The sequence below is a fragment of the Corynebacterium riegelii genome (assembly GCF_001263755.1).
Lineage (GTDB): Bacteria > Actinomycetota > Actinomycetes > Mycobacteriales > Mycobacteriaceae > Corynebacterium > Corynebacterium riegelii.
In genome coordinates this window covers 1,245,692-1,263,704 of sequence record NZ_CP012342.1, presented here as the reverse complement: position 1 = coordinate 1,263,704, position 18,013 = coordinate 1,245,692, and the positions used below count along the sequence as shown (strand labels likewise).

The following is an 18,013-nucleotide window of genomic DNA, read 5'->3' as shown; positions in this document are numbered from 1 at the left end:
ATAACGTTATTCAGATAGCGATGCAACTGCCGACGCAACAAGCTCATCAGGATGGGCGGCGTGGCGCGCAAAGATCTCACGGCTTCGTATCGTGTCCGGGAGCCTAGAGAGCACAGAGGCGGTTTCCACCTCAACGCCATCGCGAGTGGACCGCAGCATCACCTTCCCGTCACGCCCCAGCAAACGAACATGCAGGGCGCTCAAACCAAGAAGGGATGCTGCAGCATTCAGGCTCAGCCAGGCTGGCAGCTCGTCCAACCCGCAGCTGCTAGCCATCGACGTCACTGCAACAGCACCCTCCACACTGCTTTCCGCAGCACGGGCCAGCACGTCTGGTGCAGTAAGGGAAGGATCTACACTGTGCACTTCATGAGCCATCTTTCACACCCCGTTTCCATTTCGCTTCTGCGCTGACCATCTTAACCACGGAAGACGCTTGAAGAAAGTCCTCAAAGCCGCAAACACCTAGAGCTCCCTGCCGCCCAGAGGAACGATGTAGTCTAGCTCTAGCCATGCGGCCTTTCATTGAGGGCTTGCCGGTGACAGTCGCCTTAAGTGCACTGTTTGGCGTCGCCGTCCTTTACGGGACGGCCTTTCATTGAGGGGTTCTATTACTCGCTTGCTCTGAAACTCTGGAACACGCGTCGCCGTCCTTTACGGGACGGCCTGACACCCCATAGAAGCGGGTTAAGCGACAAAATGTGTGCTTTTCTCGGCGTGTCGATTTAAGTGACAAAATGTGTGCTTTTCGGGGGTTGGAATGGGCCGGGCCCGGGGTGCTGTGCTGGGGTTATGAGCGTCCTGCCCAGCCGTGTCGGATGGCCCAGGAGGGGTTGAAGTCGGTGTCGATGCCGGTGTCGTAGACTTTCGGCCGGCCGTCGGGTGAGTTGGCTTGGTCGCGTTCACGCATGTGTGCCTGGCGGGCGTGTGCGTAGCCTTTGCGGCCGAAGTCTTGCTCGATTGCTAGCGCCAGCGGGTCATCGTGGTGTTGGGTGTGCAGGTAGAGCCACCAGTCCATGATGATTCGTTGGTGTTCGTCAAATGTGCCGCGGTGGGCTCGGGCAAGGTGTTTCAGTTGTGCGTTTATGCCGCCTTCCAGGCTGTTTGTGGTGGTCTTTAGCTCGGTTGTGGTGTGTTTTGGTGGGTTGAGCCAGACGAAGAGGTGGCCTTGTTGGTAGAGGCGCTCGAACCGGCGGTAGGCTCTGCGGGCTCTGGGGTGGGTGTACCACCATTGCTGGTTGTCGCGGATGCGTTTTGGGATCTCTTCTGGGGCGACTTGGTTGCGGTAGGTGCGTTGTTTGAGCCAGTCACCGTAGAGGTCATGGAAGCGGTTGAGGCGAAGTACCCAGGTAATTGCCTGGTCACGGGTGGTGATGTGGGTTAGCTGGTTGCCGAGGCGAAGGAGTGCTTTGTGCGCGGTGATTGTTGGTTGGCGTGTGGTGTCTTTGATGGTGTCGCGGCGTACGTGGACGAGGCAGCGTTGGATGGAGGCGTTTGGCCAGCATTGTTTGATGGCCTTGTTTGCGCCACCGGAGCCGTCTGTGGTCACGACTAGGGGTTCGGCGATCAGGTCGAAGAGTTTGGCGTAGTCGTAGGCGGTTTCTCGTGTGCACCAGTGCCAGGCAACGACGTGTTCGCTGGTTGCAGCGACAAGCAGGCATTTTTTGTGGAAGTAGGTGCCGTCAATAAACAGCTGGTCGTAGACGCGGTACGGGTCTGGTTTGCATGGGACGATGATGAACCAGAAGTAGGTGAACCAGCGGATCAATGTGCGCCTGGAGACGTTGTGTGCAGCAGCCACAGCGTCGAGGGGACGCTGGCCGGTGATCCAGTCGATGAAGATGGCAAACCGATATGCGCTGGTCTTAGCCGTGTTCGGGTTGGTGAAGGTGTGCCCGCAGTGTGTACAGCGCCATCGCTGTTTTCCGCTGGAGGTGGTGCCCATTTTCGTGGCGGTGTGCTCGCATGCCGGGCATAGGGGCCTGTTGTGTTTTCTCTTCCTGTGTTGAGTTGGCATGCAGCTGGTTTAACAGCTTGCTGTCGTAGCACATCCAACGCCTGAAGTGGTGGACCTTCCGGTCTATGGTCGGGAATCCCGATTCAACGAGCACTCTCCCGCCGTAGGCCCAGGCAGGACCGGGAATCCATATCCAAAAAAGCACACATTTTGTCGCTTAACCCATAGAAGCGATCAACGGGTAGCGATTTTCGGCCATTTTTTGGTAACGACAGCCCGGAAACGGTCCCGGCACAACAAAAACGCCTCTCCTATTTGTGCAGGTAGAGGTGTTTTTGATGTTCTGAGAGGGTTGTTCGAACAATCACACCAGATTCTTCGAGACCCCCAAGAGCGCCCCAGAGAGGAATCGAACCTCCGACACCTTCTTTAGGAGAGAAGTGCTCTATCCACTGAGCTACTGGGGCAGTGGCGCTAGATTACCGCAGCGCCGCGCGGGTGTTGAAATTGGGCTGTTGAAATTGGGCTGGATCACGCTAGCGGTTGAACGGGGGCGCGATCCACGTAAACGGCTGATCCAACAGCGTCGTGCCCAGTTTGGAGGGGGTGAGGGTGAACGCGGTGCCGTAGTCAGGCAGAAGCTCCAGCGTGTCGCCATTGGTGCGCCACGTGAACTCCAGGGTTTCCTCGATTGGACCGCGGGGGCGAGCATTGACGCGATCATCCGTCATCGGGGCGGTGAGCTGGATAATAACGCGGTCGCCTTGGAGGGTGTAGAAGCCTTCTTGGAGGGCGCCGGAGGTGCGTCGTAAAGCAAGAAGCCCATGGAAATCACCCTCCGGAGTCTCGCCCTCAACCTGGGGGAACCGCTCAGCCTGGAAGCCGTCTATGGAGCCGAACGCGATCTCGGACCAGCGGTTATCCTGCGACAAATCCGCGGAAGGCTCAATGTCCCCGCCGGCGACAGTATGCACGCCCGAAAGCTCAGTTCCCTCACGGGCAAAGGCCTTCGGAATACCCGTGAACATGGCAAACCCGGCGCCGCCAAGCAACACCACCGCAGCTAGAGCGGGGAAGAAACGGGTCACGCGGTGAATCTTGTCTGACGTGATCACCCGCGGGGCATCTACCGCCTCAGTGGCTTGGCCAGCAATGAAGCGAAACAGCCGCGGCAGCCACGGTGCCAACACCAGAAGAAATAGCAGCGCCTGAATCGCAGACGGGATTTTCACCGGCACATCAAACGTCATGTTCAGTAGCCAAACCACGGCCAGGTCAAGGAAGCCGATCAGCCCGCCAAGCCACGCAGTCCGCCGCCACAGCAACAGCACACAGGCAACAAACTCCGCAAGGCCCGCAAGAAACTGCACGACAGGGGAGAACCCCATAAATGTCCACAGCAAGCCCATCGGGGTCTTCTCGCCCAGCGTGATCAGAAGCTCCGGGAAATCCGGAGTACTCATCTGCATCAGCCCGAGTTTGAACACTGCGTACGGCAGCAACATTGCCAGCACGACCATGCGCACAACCCAGTGCAACATCCAACCAATCTGCTTCATATTCACCCGGCGCAGTGTAATGCAGGGACCTAACACGGGCCCTAACACACGGGCCCTAACATGGGCTGAGTGAAACCAACCGCCGCAGTAATAGGCGCTGGCCCCAACGGGTTGACCGCCGCAGCACGCCTCGCCACAGAAGGATGGCAGGTGGAGGTGTTTGAACGCGCAGACTCGGTTGGGGGAGCAGCATCAACGGATGTGCTTGATAGCGGCGAGCACCGGGACCTTGGCGCTGCCGGGCACCCCTTCGGTGTGGCCAGCCCGGCATTTCACAAGTTGCGGCTTGAAGACCATGGCGTGCGGTGGCTGCGCGCCCCGTATGAGATGGCACATCCCCTTGGCGGGGGCGCGGCAGTGCTCGCGGGCTCACTGGAAGAAACCGCGGCGAACCTCGGTGCGGACGAAGAGGCGTGGACGCGACTGCACCGGCCAGTGGTGGGGCGCATTGATGGCATTCTTGAAGACGTCTTGGCGCCGATGCCGCACCTGCCACGGCACCCGATTGCGCTAGCAAGGTTCGGCGTGCCGGGCGTGCTGCCTGCAACGACACTTGGGCGCGCGGCATTTCGCTCTGAGGAGGCCCGCGCCCTGTTTGCCGGCAGCGCAACGCACGCGATTACCTCGCCGTCGCGACCGTTTACCGGGGCGTTCGGCCTGCTCTTCGGCGCACTTGGCATGACTCGCGGCTGGCCGGTGGCGCAGGGCGGTACCGGTGCGATTACCGCAGCGTTACGGCGGATCGTTGAAGCCCACGGCGGCACTGTGCACTGCGGCGAGGAAGTAACCAGGCTGCCAAGCGCAGACGCGGTGATCCTCAACCTCACCCCAAAGCAGGTCCTGCGCATGGGAGGCACCGCGCTACCAACCAAAAGGGTTCGCTCCATGCGTAAATGGCGCTACGGTCCGGCAGTGCACAAGGTGGACTTCCTGCTTCGCGCACCCGTGCCCTGGGCTGACCCGCGTGTGGGACAAGCCGCAACCGTGCATGTCGGCGGCACAGCAGAAGAGATCGTGCAGGCCGAGAAAGCCGTGGCCAACGGCGTGATGCCCAAGCAGCCGTTTGTGATGGTGAGCCAACAGTTCGTCGCTGATCCGTCGCGAGGCCTCGTGTTATGGAGCTACGCTCACGTGCCGCATGGTTACCGGGAGCGCTACCCGGGCGAGGTCGCTGCATCAATAGAGGCGCAGATTGCACGATTCGCCCCCGGATTCAGCAACGTTGTGGCAGGCAGGATAGACACATCCCCGCAGATGCTTGAAGCATGGAACCCAAACCTTGTCGGGGGCGACATTGCTGGCGGGGCCATGGACGGAACGCAACTGCTCATGCGCCAGCCGCACCGCCTGCGCCGCGGGCTGTACCTTGCATCAGCGTCAACAGCCCCAGGTGCAGGCGTTCACGGCATGCCAGGATGGTGGGCAGCAGAGGCCGCCCTGCGAGACTTCGCTAGATAACGGCTTACTCTTCGCCGGTCAGCTCACGCAGCTTCTTGCGCACGGCGGAGGCCTCCGGGTTGGTGGCATGCGTGCCGTCGGAGTAGAGCACGGTGGGCACGATGCGGTTGCCGTCGTTGACAGACTTGATCCACTCGTTGACGTCATCCATGCCGTCATCCTCAACGTCTACAAGATCGTACGGCGTTTCCGTGCGGTCCAAGCGCTGGCGCAGCTTCTTGCAAAACGGGCACCAGTCAGCCGCAAAGATGGTCACGTGAGAAGTAGTTGCAGGAGCAGTCATGATTGCTTTATTGCCTTTCGTAACGTTGGAACTTGTAGCGCAGGCCGGACGAAGAGGTTTGCCACTCGCCGTCAGAGACACAGGCAAACTCGGGCCCAATACGTGGCGCGAAGACGGGGGTGGCAAGGGTGGGGGCCAACGTAGCGTCGATAAGCGTGAGCTCAATAACGTCAACCTCATCCAACGTGGCCTCATAGAGTTGGCCGCCGCCGATGATCCAGGCATCCGTCTCCAGATCCGGCAGGTCCGTGGACACGTAGGCGCCGTCGGACCATTCGCCCGGCTCGCGCGAGGAGAGCACGTGGTTCGTACGCCCCGGCAACGGCTTGACAGGCAGAGACTCCCAGGTACGACGGCCCATAATGATCGGCTGGCCCATCGTGGTCTCTTTAAAATGCTTCAGATCCTCCGGCAGGTGCCACGGCATGTCTTCGCCGTTGCCAATCACACCATCAAGGCTTTGCGCCCAAATCGCGCCCAAAGTTGCCATCAGACGGACACCACGGCCTTGATTGTCGGGTGCGGGTCATAGCCCTCAACCTCAATGTCATCGAAGTCATAGTCAAAGATGGACGCCGCCTTGCGCAGTTTCAGCTGCGGGTACGGGCGTGCGTCGCGAGAAAGCTGCTCACGGACCTGCTCTAGGTGGTCGTTGTAAATGTGGCAGTCACCGCCAGTCCAAATCAGCTCACCAACCTCAAGGTCAGCCTGCTGCGCAAACATGTGCGTGAGCAGGGCATAGGAGGCGATGTTGAAGGGCACACCCAGGAACATGTCAGCGGAGCGCTGGTAGACCTGCATGCTCAGCTTGCCGTCTGCAACGTAGAGCTGGAACAACAAGTGGCACGGCATGAGTGCCATTTTGTCCAATTCAGCCACGTTCCACGCGGACACCAAAATACGGCGCGAATCCGGGTTCTGCCTCAGCTGGTCAACCACCTGCTGGATCTGGTCAATGTGCTGGCCGTCCGGGGTAGGCCAGGAGCGCCACTGCACGCCGTAGACCGGGCCAAGCTCACCATCAGCATCAGCCCACTCGTTCCAAATGCGCACACCATGCTCCTGGAGCCAGCGCACATTCGAATCACCGCGCAGGAACCACAACAACTCACCGACCACGCCCTTGAAGTAGACCTTCTTGGTGGTCAGCAACGGGAACGACTCAGCCAAGTTGTAACGAATCTGGCGGCCAAACACGCTGCGCGTACCCGTTCCAGTGCGGTCGCCCTTCGCGGTGCCGTTATCTAAGACGTCTTGCAGCAAGTCCTCATACGGGGTGGGGACAGTCACTAGTTGCTAACTCCTTCGTAGCTGCCGTGCTGGTCAAAGAACGTAGCGCACGCCGCAAGAATGTCGTCAGCGAGCTCTGGGCGGCAGATCAGTAGATCAGGAATGTAGGTGTCCGCGTTGTTGTAACGCAACTCGCTACCGTCCAAACGCGAGCAGTGCAGGCCAGCTGCAAGCGATACACCCACCGGTGCGGCCTGGTCCCACTCGTATTGGCCGCCGGCGTGTACGTAGGCGTCATAGTCGCCCAACAGCACGTGCATAGCCTTGGCGCCCGCGGAGCCGACATGCGCGGTTTCAAAACCGATCTGCTGGGCCACATACTCCGCAACAGCAGGCGGACGGTTCCTGCTTACCGCAACCTTGCCAGCAAACGGGCCGGAGACGTGTCGCACGTCAGAAGACTTAAACACCACGCCCAGATCCGGAAGACCAACAGCTGCATGGGTTGGCACACCGTCTTCCACCAGGGCAACGTGTACCGCCCAATCCTGGCGGCCGGTGGCAAACTCCTTCGTGCCGTCCAACGGGTCCACGATCCACACACGGTTATTGTTCAGGCGCGACGGGTCATCGGCGGCTTCCTCGGACAAGAATGCGTCACCCGGGCGGTGCTGTTCCAGCACGCGGGCGATCCAGTTCTGCGCAAGGTCATCACCAGCCTCACCCAACTCGCGGCCACGCAGCAGGCCAACGCCGCGGATACCTTTAAGGATCTCGCCGGTGCCTTGCGCAATCAGATTGGTCAACCTGGAATCGGAGTACTGGGCGCTCATAGCCTCTAACCATACCGCTTCCGCGTAACATGGTCCGAGTGTCCGACAACGTTCTCGATCGCTTCCACCCCCAGGTGGCAACGTGGTTCGAGGAGGTCTTCGCCAAACCCACGCGTGTGCAGGATTTAGCGTGGCGTTCCATCTCCGCGGGGGAGAACTCCCTTGTGGTTGCGCCAACCGGTTCGGGCAAGACCTTGGCGGCGTTCTTATGGTCGCTTAACGCCCTGGTGGAGCGCTCAGGTCAGACGGCACTGCCAATTGATGGTGGGCACACTTCCACGCACGGGGGTACGCGCGTGCTCTACATTTCGCCGCTGAAAGCGCTTGGGGTGGATGTGGAAAACAACCTGCGCGCACCCCTCGCCGGCATTGCCCGGGTGGCCCAGCGCATGGATAAGCAGATGCCGGATATTTCCGTCGGCGTGCGCTCCGGTGACACCCCGCAGGCGGAGCGCAACCGGCAGCTGCGCAAACCCCCAGACATCCTGATCACCACGCCAGAGTCGCTGTATCTCATGCTCACGTCCAAGGCGGCGGGCATCTTGAAAACGGTGGACACGGTGATTGTGGACGAAATCCACGCCCTTGCCGGCACGAAGCGCGGCGTGCATCTGACGCTGTCGTTGGAACGCCTTGAGCGTCTGGCGGGGAGTTTTCAGCGTATTGGGTTGTCTGCAACGGTGCGTCCATTAGCAACTGTGGCTAACTTCCTGGGCCCGCGCACCACGATTATCAACCCGCCTGCGGAAAAGAAGTGGGAGCTTGCCGTGCGGGTTCCGGTGGATGACATGAGTGATCTGCCGGTGCCGGAGGATGCTTCCACCATCGGCGATGCGGTGCTTGATGATGGGCTCTTGCTTGGCGACGCTACCCCCGCCGAAACCTTCAGCGCCACCCCTCAAAGCATCTGGCCGCACATTGAGCGTGCGGTCTATGAAGAGGTGATGGCGCACCGGTCCACCATTGTGTTTGTGAACTCGCGCCGCACCGCGGAGCGGCTGACCAGCCAGATCAATGAGCTCTGGGCGAAAGAGCACGACCCGGAGGCGTTAAGCGTGGCTACGCGTCGCCCACCGGCGCAGCTGATGAAGTCTGTGGACACCGCGGGCCACGCCGCACCCGTTATCGCGCGCGCCCACCACGGCAGTGTGTCCAAGGAAGAGCGCCTGCAAACCGAAACCATGCTCAAAGAAGGCACGCTCAAGGCGGTGATCTCCACCTCCTCGCTGGAGTTGGGCATTGACATGGGTGCGGTTGACCTGGTCATCCAGGTGGAATCGCCGCCCTCGGTGGCCTCCGGCTTGCAGCGCGTGGGGCGCGCCGGGCACTCGGTAGGCGCAGTCTCTGAGGGCATTTTCTACCCCAAGCACCGCTCAGACCTGGTACAGACGGCGGTGACGGTGCCGCGCATGCGCCAAGGGCTGATCGAGGAGCTTTCGCCACCGCGAAGCCCCTTGGACGTGCTCGCCCAGCAGACGGTGGCGGCGGTTGCGGTGGAAGACCTCGATGTGGACGAGTGGTACGACACCGTACGCCGCGCCTGGCCGTATAAGGACCTCGCGCGAGACGTGTTTGACTCTGTGATCGACCTGGTCACCGGCGTCTACCCGTCTACCGACTTCGCTGAGCTGCGCCCCCGCGCCACCCTGGAGGGCAACGTGCTCAAAGCCCGCCCCGGCGCGCAGCGGGTGGCGGTGACCAACGCGGGAACGATTCCGGACCGCGGCATGTTCGGGGTGTTCTTGCTCGCAGGCTCGCAAGAAGAGGGAGGCAAAGCACCCCGCCGCGTCGGCGAGCTCGACGAGGAGATGGTCTACGAGTCCCGCGTGGGCGATGTCTTCACCCTCGGCGCCTCCTCGTGGCGCATCGAAAACATCACCCGCGACCAGGTGCAGGTCTCACCCGCGCCAGGACACACCGGGCGCCTGCCGTTCTGGACAGGCGACGGGCTGGGTAGGCCGTATGAGTTGGGGAAGGCGCTGGGGGAGTTTCGTCGAGAAGCAAAACATGCTCTGGACGAAAGCTTGGACACCCGCGCACGCAACAACCTGCTGCAGTACCTCGACGAGCAAGAGGAAGCCACCGGCATCCTGCCGGACGAAAAGACGCTTGTGCTGGAGCGCTTCACCGACGAGCTGGGGGACTGGCGGGTCGTGCTGCACACCCCGTTTGGCAAAGGAGTCAACGCGGCGTGGGCGCTGGCCACCGGCTGGCGGGTAGCGCAGGAGACCGGCATGGACGCCCAGGCGGTGGCCGGCGACGATGGCATCGTATTGCGCCTGCCGCAAGGAGAGAAGGAGCCCGACGGGGCGATCTTCCAATTCGACGCCGACGAGATCGCGGACATTGTCACCGAACAGGTGGGCAACTCCGCACTGTTCGCCTCGCGCTTCCGCGAGTGCGCCGCCCGTGCCCTGCTGTTGCCACGGCGCAACCCCGGCAAGCGCGCGCCGTTGTGGCAGCAGCGCCAGCGCGCCGAGCAGCTTCTAGACGTCGCGCGGAACTACCCGAGCTTTCCCATCATCTTGGAAACCGTGCGCGAGTGCCTCCAGGACGTCTACGACCTGCCTGCCCTGCAGGAGGTGATGCGCGACATCAATACGCGCCGGGTGCGCATCGCCGAGGTGACTACGGACCAGCCGAGCCCGTTCGCCTCCTCGCTGCTGTTTAACTACACCGGCGCGTTCATGTACGAGGGCGACACCCCGCTGGCGGAGAAGCGGGCCGCGGCGTTGTCTTTGGACCCGTCATTGCTGGCCAAACTGTTGGGCACGGTTGAGCTGCGCGAGCTGTTGGATGCGGACATTATTGCTCAGGTGGACACCTCGCTGCGTCGAGTGGGCCGTGCGGAGACTTCCGAGCAGTTCGCTGACACGCTGCGCATCGTCGGACCTGTGCCTCTCGACGATCTTGCTACTTACACCTCGGTTCCACTGACCTCTTTGGAGCAGGCGCTTGGGGAACGCATGATGCGGGTGCGTATCGGCGGGCGCGAGCATGTTGCCCAGGTGCTGGATGCGCCGCTGCTTCGCGACGGCTTAGGTGTGCCCGTCCCTCCCGGCGTTGCTGCCCAAGTACAAACGATTCCTGACGCGTTGGCGCAGCTGGTCGGGCGCTGGGTGCGCACCCGAGGGCCGTTTGTTTTGCGGGATCTTGCGGATGCGTTCGGGCTTGCGGTGGGTGCCGCCTATGAGCCGCTGTCGCGTCTTATAGAAAAGGACAAGGTGATCCCGGGGCGCTACCGGCAGGGCGTCGAGGAAGAGGAGTACGTCGCCGCCGAGGTCTTACGCATCATCCGCTCGCGCTCCCTGGCGGCGGCGCGCGCCCAGACCCGGCCAGTGTCGCAGTCTGCCTACGGGCGGTTCCTGCCTTCGTGGTCGAATGTGGCACCGGTGGGCGTTACGCCTGCGCTGCGGGGTGCCGACGGTGTCTACTCGGTCATCGAGCAGCTCGCTGGGGTGCGCCTGCCCGCAAGCGCCTGGGAGTCGCACATCTTACCGTCGCGTGTGGGCGACTATTCGCCGACGATGCTCGACGAGCTCACCGCCAACGGCGAGGTTGCCATCGTCGGCGCCGGCAAGGCAGGGGCGCGTGACCCGTGGATCATGCTGCTGCCGGCCGACTACGCAGCCCAGCTCATGCCACAGGTTGAGGAACCCCTGCTGTCGCTGACCCAATCCCAGGTGATGGAGAAGGTGCGCCGCGGCGGCGGGTTCCTGTTCGGGGACCTGCTTGGCGACGCTGGAGCCAAGCAGACCACGACCGAGGAGCTGCGCGAAGCCATGTGGGACCTGGTGGAGGCCGGGTTCCTCGCGCCGGATTCGTTTGCCCCGATCCGGGCGCGTTTGGCCGGCGGGAAGACGGCGCACCGGGCGCGGAGGCGGCCACAACGAAGCAGGATTCGCTCAGGCCGCACCTCGTTCGCATCGACGGTCCCGCCCGACATGGTGGGCCGCTGGTCGCTCACACCTGCGCCTGATAGCGACCCCACGCGCCGCTCGGTCGCGTTGGGGGAGAGCCTGCTGGACCGCTACGGGGTGGTCACCCGCGGCTCCGTGGTGGCCGAGGATATCCTGGGTGGGTTCGCGCTGGCGTATAAGACGTTGTCTGGTTTTGAGGAATCCGGCAAGGCGATGCGCGGCTACCTCGTGGAGGGCCTTGGCGCGTCGCAGTTCTCAACACCAGCGACGATTGATCGACTGCGCGGGCAGCAGGATTCCGACGACGTGGTCGGCTGGCCGTCAGGCGCCCGCGACCCGCTGGTGCACGTGCTGGCCGCCACCGACCCGGCGAACCCGTACGGGGCGGCGCTGCCGTGGCCCGCGCAAGGCCCGACTCGCTCGGCTGGTGCGATGGTGGTGCTGATCGATGGGTTGTTGGCCGCACACGTCACCCGCGGTGGGAAAACAATGACCACGTTTTTCGACACCTTCCCTGACGGCATCGAAGACCCGATGCCACTGGTGGTCGACGCTCTTGCCAGCGTTGTGCAGGCAGGGCGTATGCAACCCATCAGCGTGGAGAAACTCAATGGTGAGTCTGCCTTCTCCTTGAAAGACTACGGCGCGACGGTGACGCATAAGGGCGTGAGGATCGGTGCGAAGGTTTCGGCACCGCCGAAGCGTCGCGGTCGCAGTATTACGGAAGCGCTGGACGAGTTAAAAGGCGCCGATGGCGAGGGAATCCATCTCAGCTTCGACGACTGAGTTTTGAATCGGCCTTGGCATTGTGGCGGTTCTGGTTGCGGTAGCTCCATTCACGCCAGTTGTGCCTATGCGCGGGATCAATGTGCACGGTAATCATGTGTTGACGCAAGAGTATGTCCAGCAGCTTGCGGATATCGCCCCGGATACCCCGATGGGGCGCGTGGATGTGCGTCGTGCCGCACAGAACATTGCCGCTGACCCTTGGGTGGAGACCGTAACCGTATCCCGTGATTGGCCAAGCAGCGTTGACGTTGAGGTCACGGAGCATGTTGCGGTTGCGTTCATCGCACAAGACGACGGCACACATCTGATCGACAGCAATGGCGTCGACTTCCTAGTTGCTGAACCGCCGCCGCAGGCTATTGAACTTGTCGGGGCGCCGGTGGAGGATGCTGAGGCCATGGCGGCTGTGGTGGATATTGCGGCGTCGATTAGCGAGCGAGCCCGAAACGAAATTGCCGCCATCGACGTCGCCCCGCTCAACCACGTGCTGCGCACCAACGATGGACGCACCATTGTGTGGGGTGCGTCGGAGGACAACAAGAACAAGTCCTATGCCCTTGAGACGGTGCTGCAAATGGAGGGCCGCGAGTTCAACATCACGAACCCGCAGTTTGTCACCAGCAGGTAGAGCGACACGTAGTGCTTGCTCCTAGGCGGTGCTTTCCGCGCGGCGGAAAAACTGAGATCGCAAGAAGTTGGGTGGTTAGTCGCGTACGTTGTTGCCAATGACGCTGGGTAGAACGAGTGGGGCCTCGCCAAGCAACGCCTTCAGGTTGCCATCCCGTTCCACCGCACTGGTGACTGCCTGTACCTTCGCGGCCTTACGCTGCTTGCCTTGGCCTCCAGCTCCGCCGCCAGCATCCATAGCCATTGGTCCGCCAGCAACCGTTGTGGAACGTGCCTGCGCACCAGAGTTTGTGCCTCCTGCACCGTAAGCGTTTGTGCCTGGAGCAGCGCCTGTGCCGGGCGCACCCGCACCGTTGAGTGGGGCACTGCCGGCACCCATGCCCATGCCAGCTCCCATGCCCATGCCCATGCCAGCTCCCATGCCCATGCCACTTGCGCCGATGCCTGCGGCAAGGCCACCAGCCATGCCGCCCATGCCGATACCGCCGGCAAGACCTTGCGCATGAGCAGTGCCACGGCTCGCGTTGCCACGGGACGACGGCGCACCGAGTCCGTTGCGGCCTCCGCGGTTGCCGTTCGCACCACCGAATGCACCCATGCCACTACCGGCAAGACCAGCACCGCTGGCGTTTGCTCCCGTGCCAGATGTGACGCCAGCAACATGGCTGCCAACTGCGCCTGGAGAAATCGAGTTCATGCCAGCAGCAGAACCCAGGCTGCCTGGTGCGCCACCTGGCATGCCAGCACCCGGGTTGAGCGTCGGTGGCATGGAAGGCGCGGACAGGGAGGCAGCTTGGGTTTGGGTTGCGCCCGCCTTAATCGCCTCGACGACATCTGGGTTGACCTTGCCGTATGCGTTGATGACGTCATCAGGTGTTGTGGCGCGCGCTAGGTCACTGTGGCCGATCGCCGTGAAGGAATCCTGGATGATCTTTGGCAGCGGCGAGCGATCGAACGACGGGGCAGTGGGCTGTTTCGCTTCGCGGATATCGAAAGGATTGCCCGGCACCTGGTCTAAGTCCGGCAAGAGTTTTACGAATGTTGGGACCGTTGCCACCAGCTGTGAACTGGCGCGCGGGCCGAAAGCAGCGAGGTACGTCGCTTCGTACGCAGGGCGGATAGTGGGTGGGAGGCCAACTGCTACGGCAGCGGCGGCTGCGGCCATTGCAGTTTCTGCTGCGGCGGATTTGGCTAATGCGCTGGTGTGCATGGACATGGCGTCGGCACGCCGCGCGTATGCGTTGCCCGCGTGCTGGATTTTGTTGATCCGTTCATCGCCGCGCTGCACCCACCTGGTATCTAGCGAGGTAGCAAACGAGTTTTTTACGCCGAAGAGTGCCGCGACGGATTCATCAATGGCCCGCGCCATAAGTGTCCAGTTGACTGCTTCAGCTTCTGCAGCTGCAATATTGGTTGCCGCTAAGAGCTGTTCGAGTATGCGTAAGCTCATTGGCGGGGCCGCCACCGGGGCTTGCGGGTGGAATGCGGTTGCCTTCGCATTCACCACGTTCAGCGATGCTTCCATTTGACCAAACTCCGCCATCAGCGGGTCCAAAGTGGCCAGGGCAATGCTGTTGAATGCTCCAGCAAAGGAGCCGTCGGCGCGCTTCATGTTCTTCAAGTTGATCTCTGACACGTTCGCCGCGTCCATCAGGTGTGAACTCAAGACCTTGAATGATTCGGGCGCGCTTGTTGATGAAATAAGTCCTAACGCCTGACCCGCTTCGCGGTAGCCGGTGACGTTGGAGAAAGTTGCGAGGCCTGACAGCTTAGACCAGAGTGTTGATTTCTTGACTGATAAAGCTTCTTCCTTAAGCATCCTGATGCCGGCCAACAAAGATTCGGTGTCAAGGCGCACGTGTTGCGACAAAATAACCCCCATTTATTTGTGAATTACGTTTATGGGGCAGAAGCTTAGAGGGTGCCGTCGAAGAAGGGAATCTTTTGCGTGCACACTTTAGTGGACATCGCCGGTGCCGAATTTCAGGAAGAGTTGCTCGGTGGTTTCAATCGCAAGCTCACACATCTCGTCTTGCGTCACATCCGATGCAAGACTTCCTGCCGCTGCGCCGAAGCCTCCTCGCAACGTATCAATTTGTGTGTAACAATCGCTTGGATCATGGTCGATCGCTGCAAAAGCGAATAACTCGGGGATAAGTTCTGAGGTGTACTGCGGGAGCAGTAGCCCCTGCATCTCAATCATTTCTCGGTTCGGTCTTCCATTGTGAAATCCGGTTACAACATATCGAGCGAACTGTTCTTCGGTGGGCGGAATGTCGCACGCGTTGTGGCCATGAAACGTTGCTCCATCACCTTCAACCTCAATCCCCGGAAACCCCGCCGCCGCGTACTCGTCCAACGTGATTTCGGTGCAGGGGTTAAAGATATCGTCGCCAAGTGCATAAGGATCGAAGTCGCCGAATTCGAGGAAGCCGGATTCAAAGGTGAAACCGCGTGGCCCAGAAGCAGCAACGTCAGTGCCGGCCTCCTTGCCAAGTGACTCAATCTTCTGGCTGGGCACGCAGGCGCTTAACACAAGCACAGCCCCCAAAAGCACAACAAAAGACTTTTTCAACACTGGATTTCCCCCTTCTGTTTGTTCTTTGTACGCAAAGTATTGCGCAAGCAACGCATAGGAGTCTCCGGTTCTGTAGAAAGCATCACCCCCGTTGACCACCCGCCACCCCCGATGCCCTCTACACCGCAGTCAATGACGTACTTGCTAACCCTGAGCGCACTGCACAGATGCGTCACGCTCTCGCCGAAACTGGTGCGGGTGACGTGGCGGAAGACATCGCCCGCCGGATCGCGGAAGCCGCTGAGTCAGCCAAGTAGAAGTTACGTAGATTAAGGAACCATGATGCAACCCGCAGTTGATCTTTCTCGCGTCCACCTCATTGGCATTGGCGGCGCAGGAGGAGAGCATTGCGGTGATTCGCCGCTCGGATTTGCTTGGAGAGCTTATGGAGGGCTACGCCCAAGTCCTGCTCGCCGTAACGCGCACCACGGCGGGGGAGAGGTGTTCGTGGCTGAGGCTGATGAGTCTGACGCGTCGCTGTTGCGTTACAAGCCGGACGTTGCCGTGATCACCAACATTGAGCCGGATCACCTGGATTACTTCGGTACTCATGAGGCCTATTTTGAGGTTTTCGATGCTTTTGCGGATCGCGTGACCGCAGGCGGCCACCTTGTGGTGTGTCTTGATGATGACAACGCTGCCGCCTGCGGCAAGCGCGCCGCCGCCCGCGGCATTAATGCGCTGGGCTACGGTACTGCCGAGGCTGCTGCCCGACACGCGCAGTTGCAGCCAGGTGCGGTGATTGTTGAGGAAACGCTGGTGGACGGCGGCGTTGCCGTCACCATCGAGCTGGCTGATGCTTCGCGCTTGTCTTACCCGAGTTCGATTACCGCCCGGCTACTGACCTTACAAATATTGATGATGTTCTTGGGATGCTCGAAGAAGAAGCATGGAGCAACAGGAAACCTTGGACTGATGCACATCTCGCTGCCCTTGCAATTGAGTATGGGACGTCAGGGTGTTCCTTTGACAGCGACTTCGCTCGCTTCCCGGAAGCGATGTGGTTCAATCCCGCAACGGCCTAGCGTTGTAGACTCCGGGCATGCCTGAAGGGGATTCGGTCTATCAGCTTTCCAAGCGCCTGCAGTGGATGACAGGTCGCGAGGTGCTCAAAACATCGATCCGGGTGCCGCGCTACGCCACCGTCGACTTCACCGGCATGACGTGTGTGCGCGTCTGGCCCTACGGCAAGCACCTGTTCATGCAGTTCGCCGCACCCGGCCACCAGCCCCAAATCCTGCACACCCACCTGAAAATGGAGGGCACCTGGGCGATGCACCGCGCCGGCACCCGCTGGAAGAAGCCAGCCCATGCCGCGCGAGTGGTGCTCCTGCTTGACGACGCCCAACGGCCACCCATCGAACTCGTAGGCTTCTGGCTGGGCGTCGTGCGGGTGTTTCCCGCCCGCGAGTTTGACCAGGAGATGGGCTATCTCGGCCCCGATGTGTTGGCGCCAGACTTCGACGCCGCCGAAGCAGTGCGCCGCATCACGGCGACCCCACAGCTGGAGATCGGCCGCGCGCTTTTAGATCAGCGCAACCTTGCCGGGATAGGCAACGAGTACCGCGCGGAGATCAACTTTCTCGCGGGGGCGCATCCGGCGGAAAGGGTGGGTGACGTGGACGTCGATAAGCATGTGCACCTTGCGCGGCGGCTGATGTGGGCCAACAAGGACGAACCGGTGAGGGTGACAACCGGCATCAAGCGAGCGGGCGAGACGAGCTACGTGTTCGGGCGCTACGGCAAGCCGTGCAGGCGCTGCGGCACGATAATCCAGAAAGGGTTTTTGGGTGGGGAAGGGGACTTGGAGCGGGTTATTTGGTGGTGCCCGAAGTGCCAGCCGGCACCCTGATATAGTCCCAGTAGAGGGGGGGAATAATGGACTTTCAGTTTTTAGACGACAAACGGCCTTGGGGAAAGCGCAAACTCGATGAACTTGGGGAGTATTTTGCTGGCAATGCCAGCGTTCCGATCGAGGCCCCAGAGATGATCTTCTGGCATGACCAGCTAGCCAGACAGACAGCTGACGCGTGTGCGGATTTTGCACGGATGATCTTTGGACGGGAAGGACAAAGTCCGGATATTGTTAGTGCGTATCGGGTGAAATCGCAGTCAACAATCGGCGACAAAATTAGAAGATCCCACATGGACCAATCTGCGAAGGTACAGCTTGGCCGAATGTGGGATTTTGCTGGAGCTCGGATAACCGTAAATGTGCTTCACGATGATCTACGCTTCCTCTCCTTCGAGCTTCAACAAATACTGAAATCAAAGGGGCACCGTGTCATCGAGCGTGACTACATCGCCCGGCCACAGCCCGGAGGCTACCGGGCGATCCACTTAGTGATTCACTCTGCGGCAGGCATTGTTGAACTTCAGATACGAACCTTGCTTCAGTCGGAATGGGCCAATACCTTTGAACAACTAGCGGATAAAACGGGCCGCCGAATCCGATATGAAGCCAATTACCGGCCGAAAGATGAGCAACTCGCGAAGATTTTTGATGCACTTGTATCAAATGCGCGGGAGATAAACAACATTGAGCGCCAGCGTGCCGCAAGTATCAGAGACGGCTTGATTTCAATGAGACAGCTAGCAAAAATTCCGCTGGGTGTTCCGCTGAATCCACGGTTGCACCTCATTCGGTCCGAAGCATTTCAGGCATTGTCGCATTCGGAGACGGTCACCAGCGAGCAGGCTTCGAGTATTCTAAACCTTATTCAATTTCTGCGAGCTCTATCGCAAAGTCTCAGTGCCTACGAGGGAGAAGGGTGAGGGG

Annotated in this window: 14 protein-coding genes, 1 tRNA gene and 1 pseudogene; 6 read left to right on the top strand and 10 right to left on the bottom strand. The window is 60.8% G+C overall.

Going from position 1 to position 18,013, the window contains the following annotated elements; translation table 11 throughout:
* Positions 1-6: 6 nt before the first annotated feature.
* The 4 genes from AK829_RS06160 to AK829_RS06145 form a co-directional block, all read right to left on the bottom strand.
* Positions 7-378 carry a hypothetical protein gene (locus AK829_RS06160; protein ID WP_052205069.1) on the bottom strand — a complete coding sequence of 124 codons (372 nt, stop codon included), beginning with the start codon at positions 376-378 and terminating at the stop codon, positions 7-9.
* Positions 379-790: 412 nt separating this feature from the next.
* On the bottom strand, positions 791-2,017 hold the full coding sequence (locus tag AK829_RS06155) for an IS1249 family transposase (RefSeq protein WP_083439767.1): 1,227 nt from the start codon (positions 2,015-2,017) through the stop codon (positions 791-793).
* 334 nt (positions 2,018-2,351) lie between these two features.
* Positions 2,352-2,424: transfer RNA gene (locus tag AK829_RS06150), tRNA-Arg, on the bottom strand.
* 69 nt (positions 2,425-2,493) lie between these two features.
* A complete protein-coding gene (locus AK829_RS06145) occupies positions 2,494-3,522 on the bottom strand; it encodes a hypothetical protein (protein WP_157045302.1) in 1,029 nt (342 codons plus the stop codon).
* 63 nt (positions 3,523-3,585) lie between these two features.
* Here AK829_RS06145 and AK829_RS06140 point away from each other — a divergent pair, with 63 nt between their 5' ends.
* The gene (locus AK829_RS06140) at positions 3,586-4,974 is read left to right on the top strand and encodes a phytoene desaturase family protein (protein WP_052205067.1); all 1,389 of its coding nucleotides are present in this window, start codon (positions 3,586-3,588) and stop codon (positions 4,972-4,974) included.
* Between the two features lie 4 nt (positions 4,975-4,978).
* Here AK829_RS06140 and AK829_RS06135 read toward each other — a convergent pair whose 3' ends face one another.
* Genes AK829_RS06135 through AK829_RS06120 form a run of 4 tightly spaced genes read right to left on the bottom strand, consistent with a single transcriptional unit; the run spans position 4,979 to position 7,320 of the window.
* Positions 4,979-5,257 carry a mycoredoxin gene (locus tag AK829_RS06135; RefSeq protein ID WP_052205066.1) on the bottom strand — a complete coding sequence of 93 codons (279 nt, stop codon included), beginning with the start codon at positions 5,255-5,257 and terminating at the stop codon, positions 4,979-4,981.
* 7 nt (positions 5,258-5,264) lie between these two features.
* Positions 5,265-5,747 carry a dihydrofolate reductase gene (locus AK829_RS06130; protein ID WP_052205065.1) on the bottom strand — a complete coding sequence of 161 codons (483 nt, stop codon included), beginning with the start codon at positions 5,745-5,747 and terminating at the stop codon, positions 5,265-5,267.
* On the bottom strand, positions 5,747-6,547 hold the full coding sequence (locus tag AK829_RS06125; protein WP_052205064.1) for a thymidylate synthase: 801 nt from the start codon (positions 6,545-6,547) through the stop codon (positions 5,747-5,749). The genes AK829_RS06130 and AK829_RS06125 overlap by 1 nt, the downstream gene beginning before the upstream one ends.
* A complete protein-coding gene (locus tag AK829_RS06120) occupies positions 6,547-7,320 on the bottom strand; it encodes a 3'(2'),5'-bisphosphate nucleotidase CysQ (protein WP_052205063.1) in 774 nt (257 codons plus the stop codon). Before AK829_RS06120 ends, AK829_RS06125 begins: the two co-directional genes overlap by 1 nt.
* Positions 7,321-7,358: 38 nt before the next feature.
* Between AK829_RS06120 and AK829_RS06115 the strand changes: the two genes are divergently transcribed.
* Positions 7,359-12,026 carry an ATP-dependent helicase gene (locus AK829_RS06115; protein WP_198147799.1) on the top strand — a complete coding sequence of 1,556 codons (4,668 nt, stop codon included), beginning with the start codon at positions 7,359-7,361 and terminating at the stop codon, positions 12,024-12,026.
* Between the two features lie 67 nt (positions 12,027-12,093).
* The gene (locus tag AK829_RS06110) at positions 12,094-12,657 is read left to right on the top strand and encodes a cell division protein FtsQ/DivIB (RefSeq protein WP_052205061.1); all 564 of its coding nucleotides are present in this window, start codon (positions 12,094-12,096) and stop codon (positions 12,655-12,657) included.
* 75 nt (positions 12,658-12,732) lie between these two features.
* Here the strand turns inward: AK829_RS06110 and AK829_RS06105 are convergent, their stop codons facing one another.
* Both AK829_RS06105 and AK829_RS06100 read right to left on the bottom strand, forming a co-directional pair.
* Positions 12,733-14,322, bottom strand: coding sequence for a hypothetical protein (locus AK829_RS06105; protein ID WP_157045301.1), 1,590 nt, complete (start codon positions 14,320-14,322; stop codon positions 12,733-12,735).
* Positions 14,323-14,613: 291 nt separating this feature from the next.
* Positions 14,614-15,285: a DUF3558 domain-containing protein gene (locus tag AK829_RS06100; RefSeq protein WP_141738214.1), complete on the bottom strand. Its 672-nt coding sequence runs from the start codon at positions 15,283-15,285 to the stop codon at positions 14,614-14,616.
* Positions 15,286-15,520: 235 nt separating this feature from the next.
* Between AK829_RS06100 and AK829_RS12170 the strand changes: the two are divergent.
* From AK829_RS12170 to AK829_RS06085, 3 genes and pseudogenes are all read left to right on the top strand, one after another.
* A pseudogene (locus AK829_RS12170) lies at positions 15,521-16,026 on the top strand (Mur ligase family protein); the annotation flags it as partial.
* 250 nt (positions 16,027-16,276) lie between these two features.
* Positions 16,277-17,086 (top strand): DNA-formamidopyrimidine glycosylase family protein, encoded by an 810-nt coding sequence (locus tag AK829_RS06090; protein WP_052205057.1) that lies wholly within the window; start codon positions 16,277-16,279, stop codon positions 17,084-17,086.
* Between the two features lie 26 nt (positions 17,087-17,112).
* On the top strand, positions 17,113-18,009 hold the full coding sequence (locus AK829_RS06085; RefSeq protein WP_052205056.1) for a RelA/SpoT domain-containing protein: 897 nt from the start codon (positions 17,113-17,115) through the stop codon (positions 18,007-18,009).
* Positions 18,010-18,013: the final 4 nt, after the last annotated feature.

What these genes read in the sequence shown, in the direction of transcription:
- AK829_RS06130 (WP_052205065.1), bottom strand. Translation starts at nt 5,747, where the DNA reads ATGGCAACTTTGGGCGCGATTTGGGCGCAAAGCCTTGATGGTGTGATT.
- AK829_RS06160 (WP_052205069.1), bottom strand. Translation starts at nt 378, where the DNA reads ATGGCTCATGAAGTGCACAGTGTAGATCCTTCCCTTACTGCACCAGAC.
- AK829_RS06085 (WP_052205056.1), top strand. Translation starts at nt 17,113, where the DNA reads ATGGACTTTCAGTTTTTAGACGACAAACGGCCTTGGGGAAAGCGCAAA.
- AK829_RS06120 (WP_052205063.1), bottom strand. Translation starts at nt 7,320, where the DNA reads ATGAGCGCCCAGTACTCCGATTCCAGGTTGACCAATCTGATTGCGCAA.
- AK829_RS06110 (WP_052205061.1), top strand. Translation starts at nt 12,094, where the DNA reads ATGCGCGGGATCAATGTGCACGGTAATCATGTGTTGACGCAAGAGTAT.
- AK829_RS06090 (WP_052205057.1), top strand. Translation starts at nt 16,277, where the DNA reads ATGCCTGAAGGGGATTCGGTCTATCAGCTTTCCAAGCGCCTGCAGTGG.
- AK829_RS06155 (WP_083439767.1), bottom strand. Translation starts at nt 2,017, where the DNA reads ATGCCAACTCAACACAGGAAGAGAAAACACAACAGGCCCCTATGCCCG.
- AK829_RS06135 (WP_052205066.1), bottom strand. Translation starts at nt 5,257, where the DNA reads ATGACTGCTCCTGCAACTACTTCTCACGTGACCATCTTTGCGGCTGAC.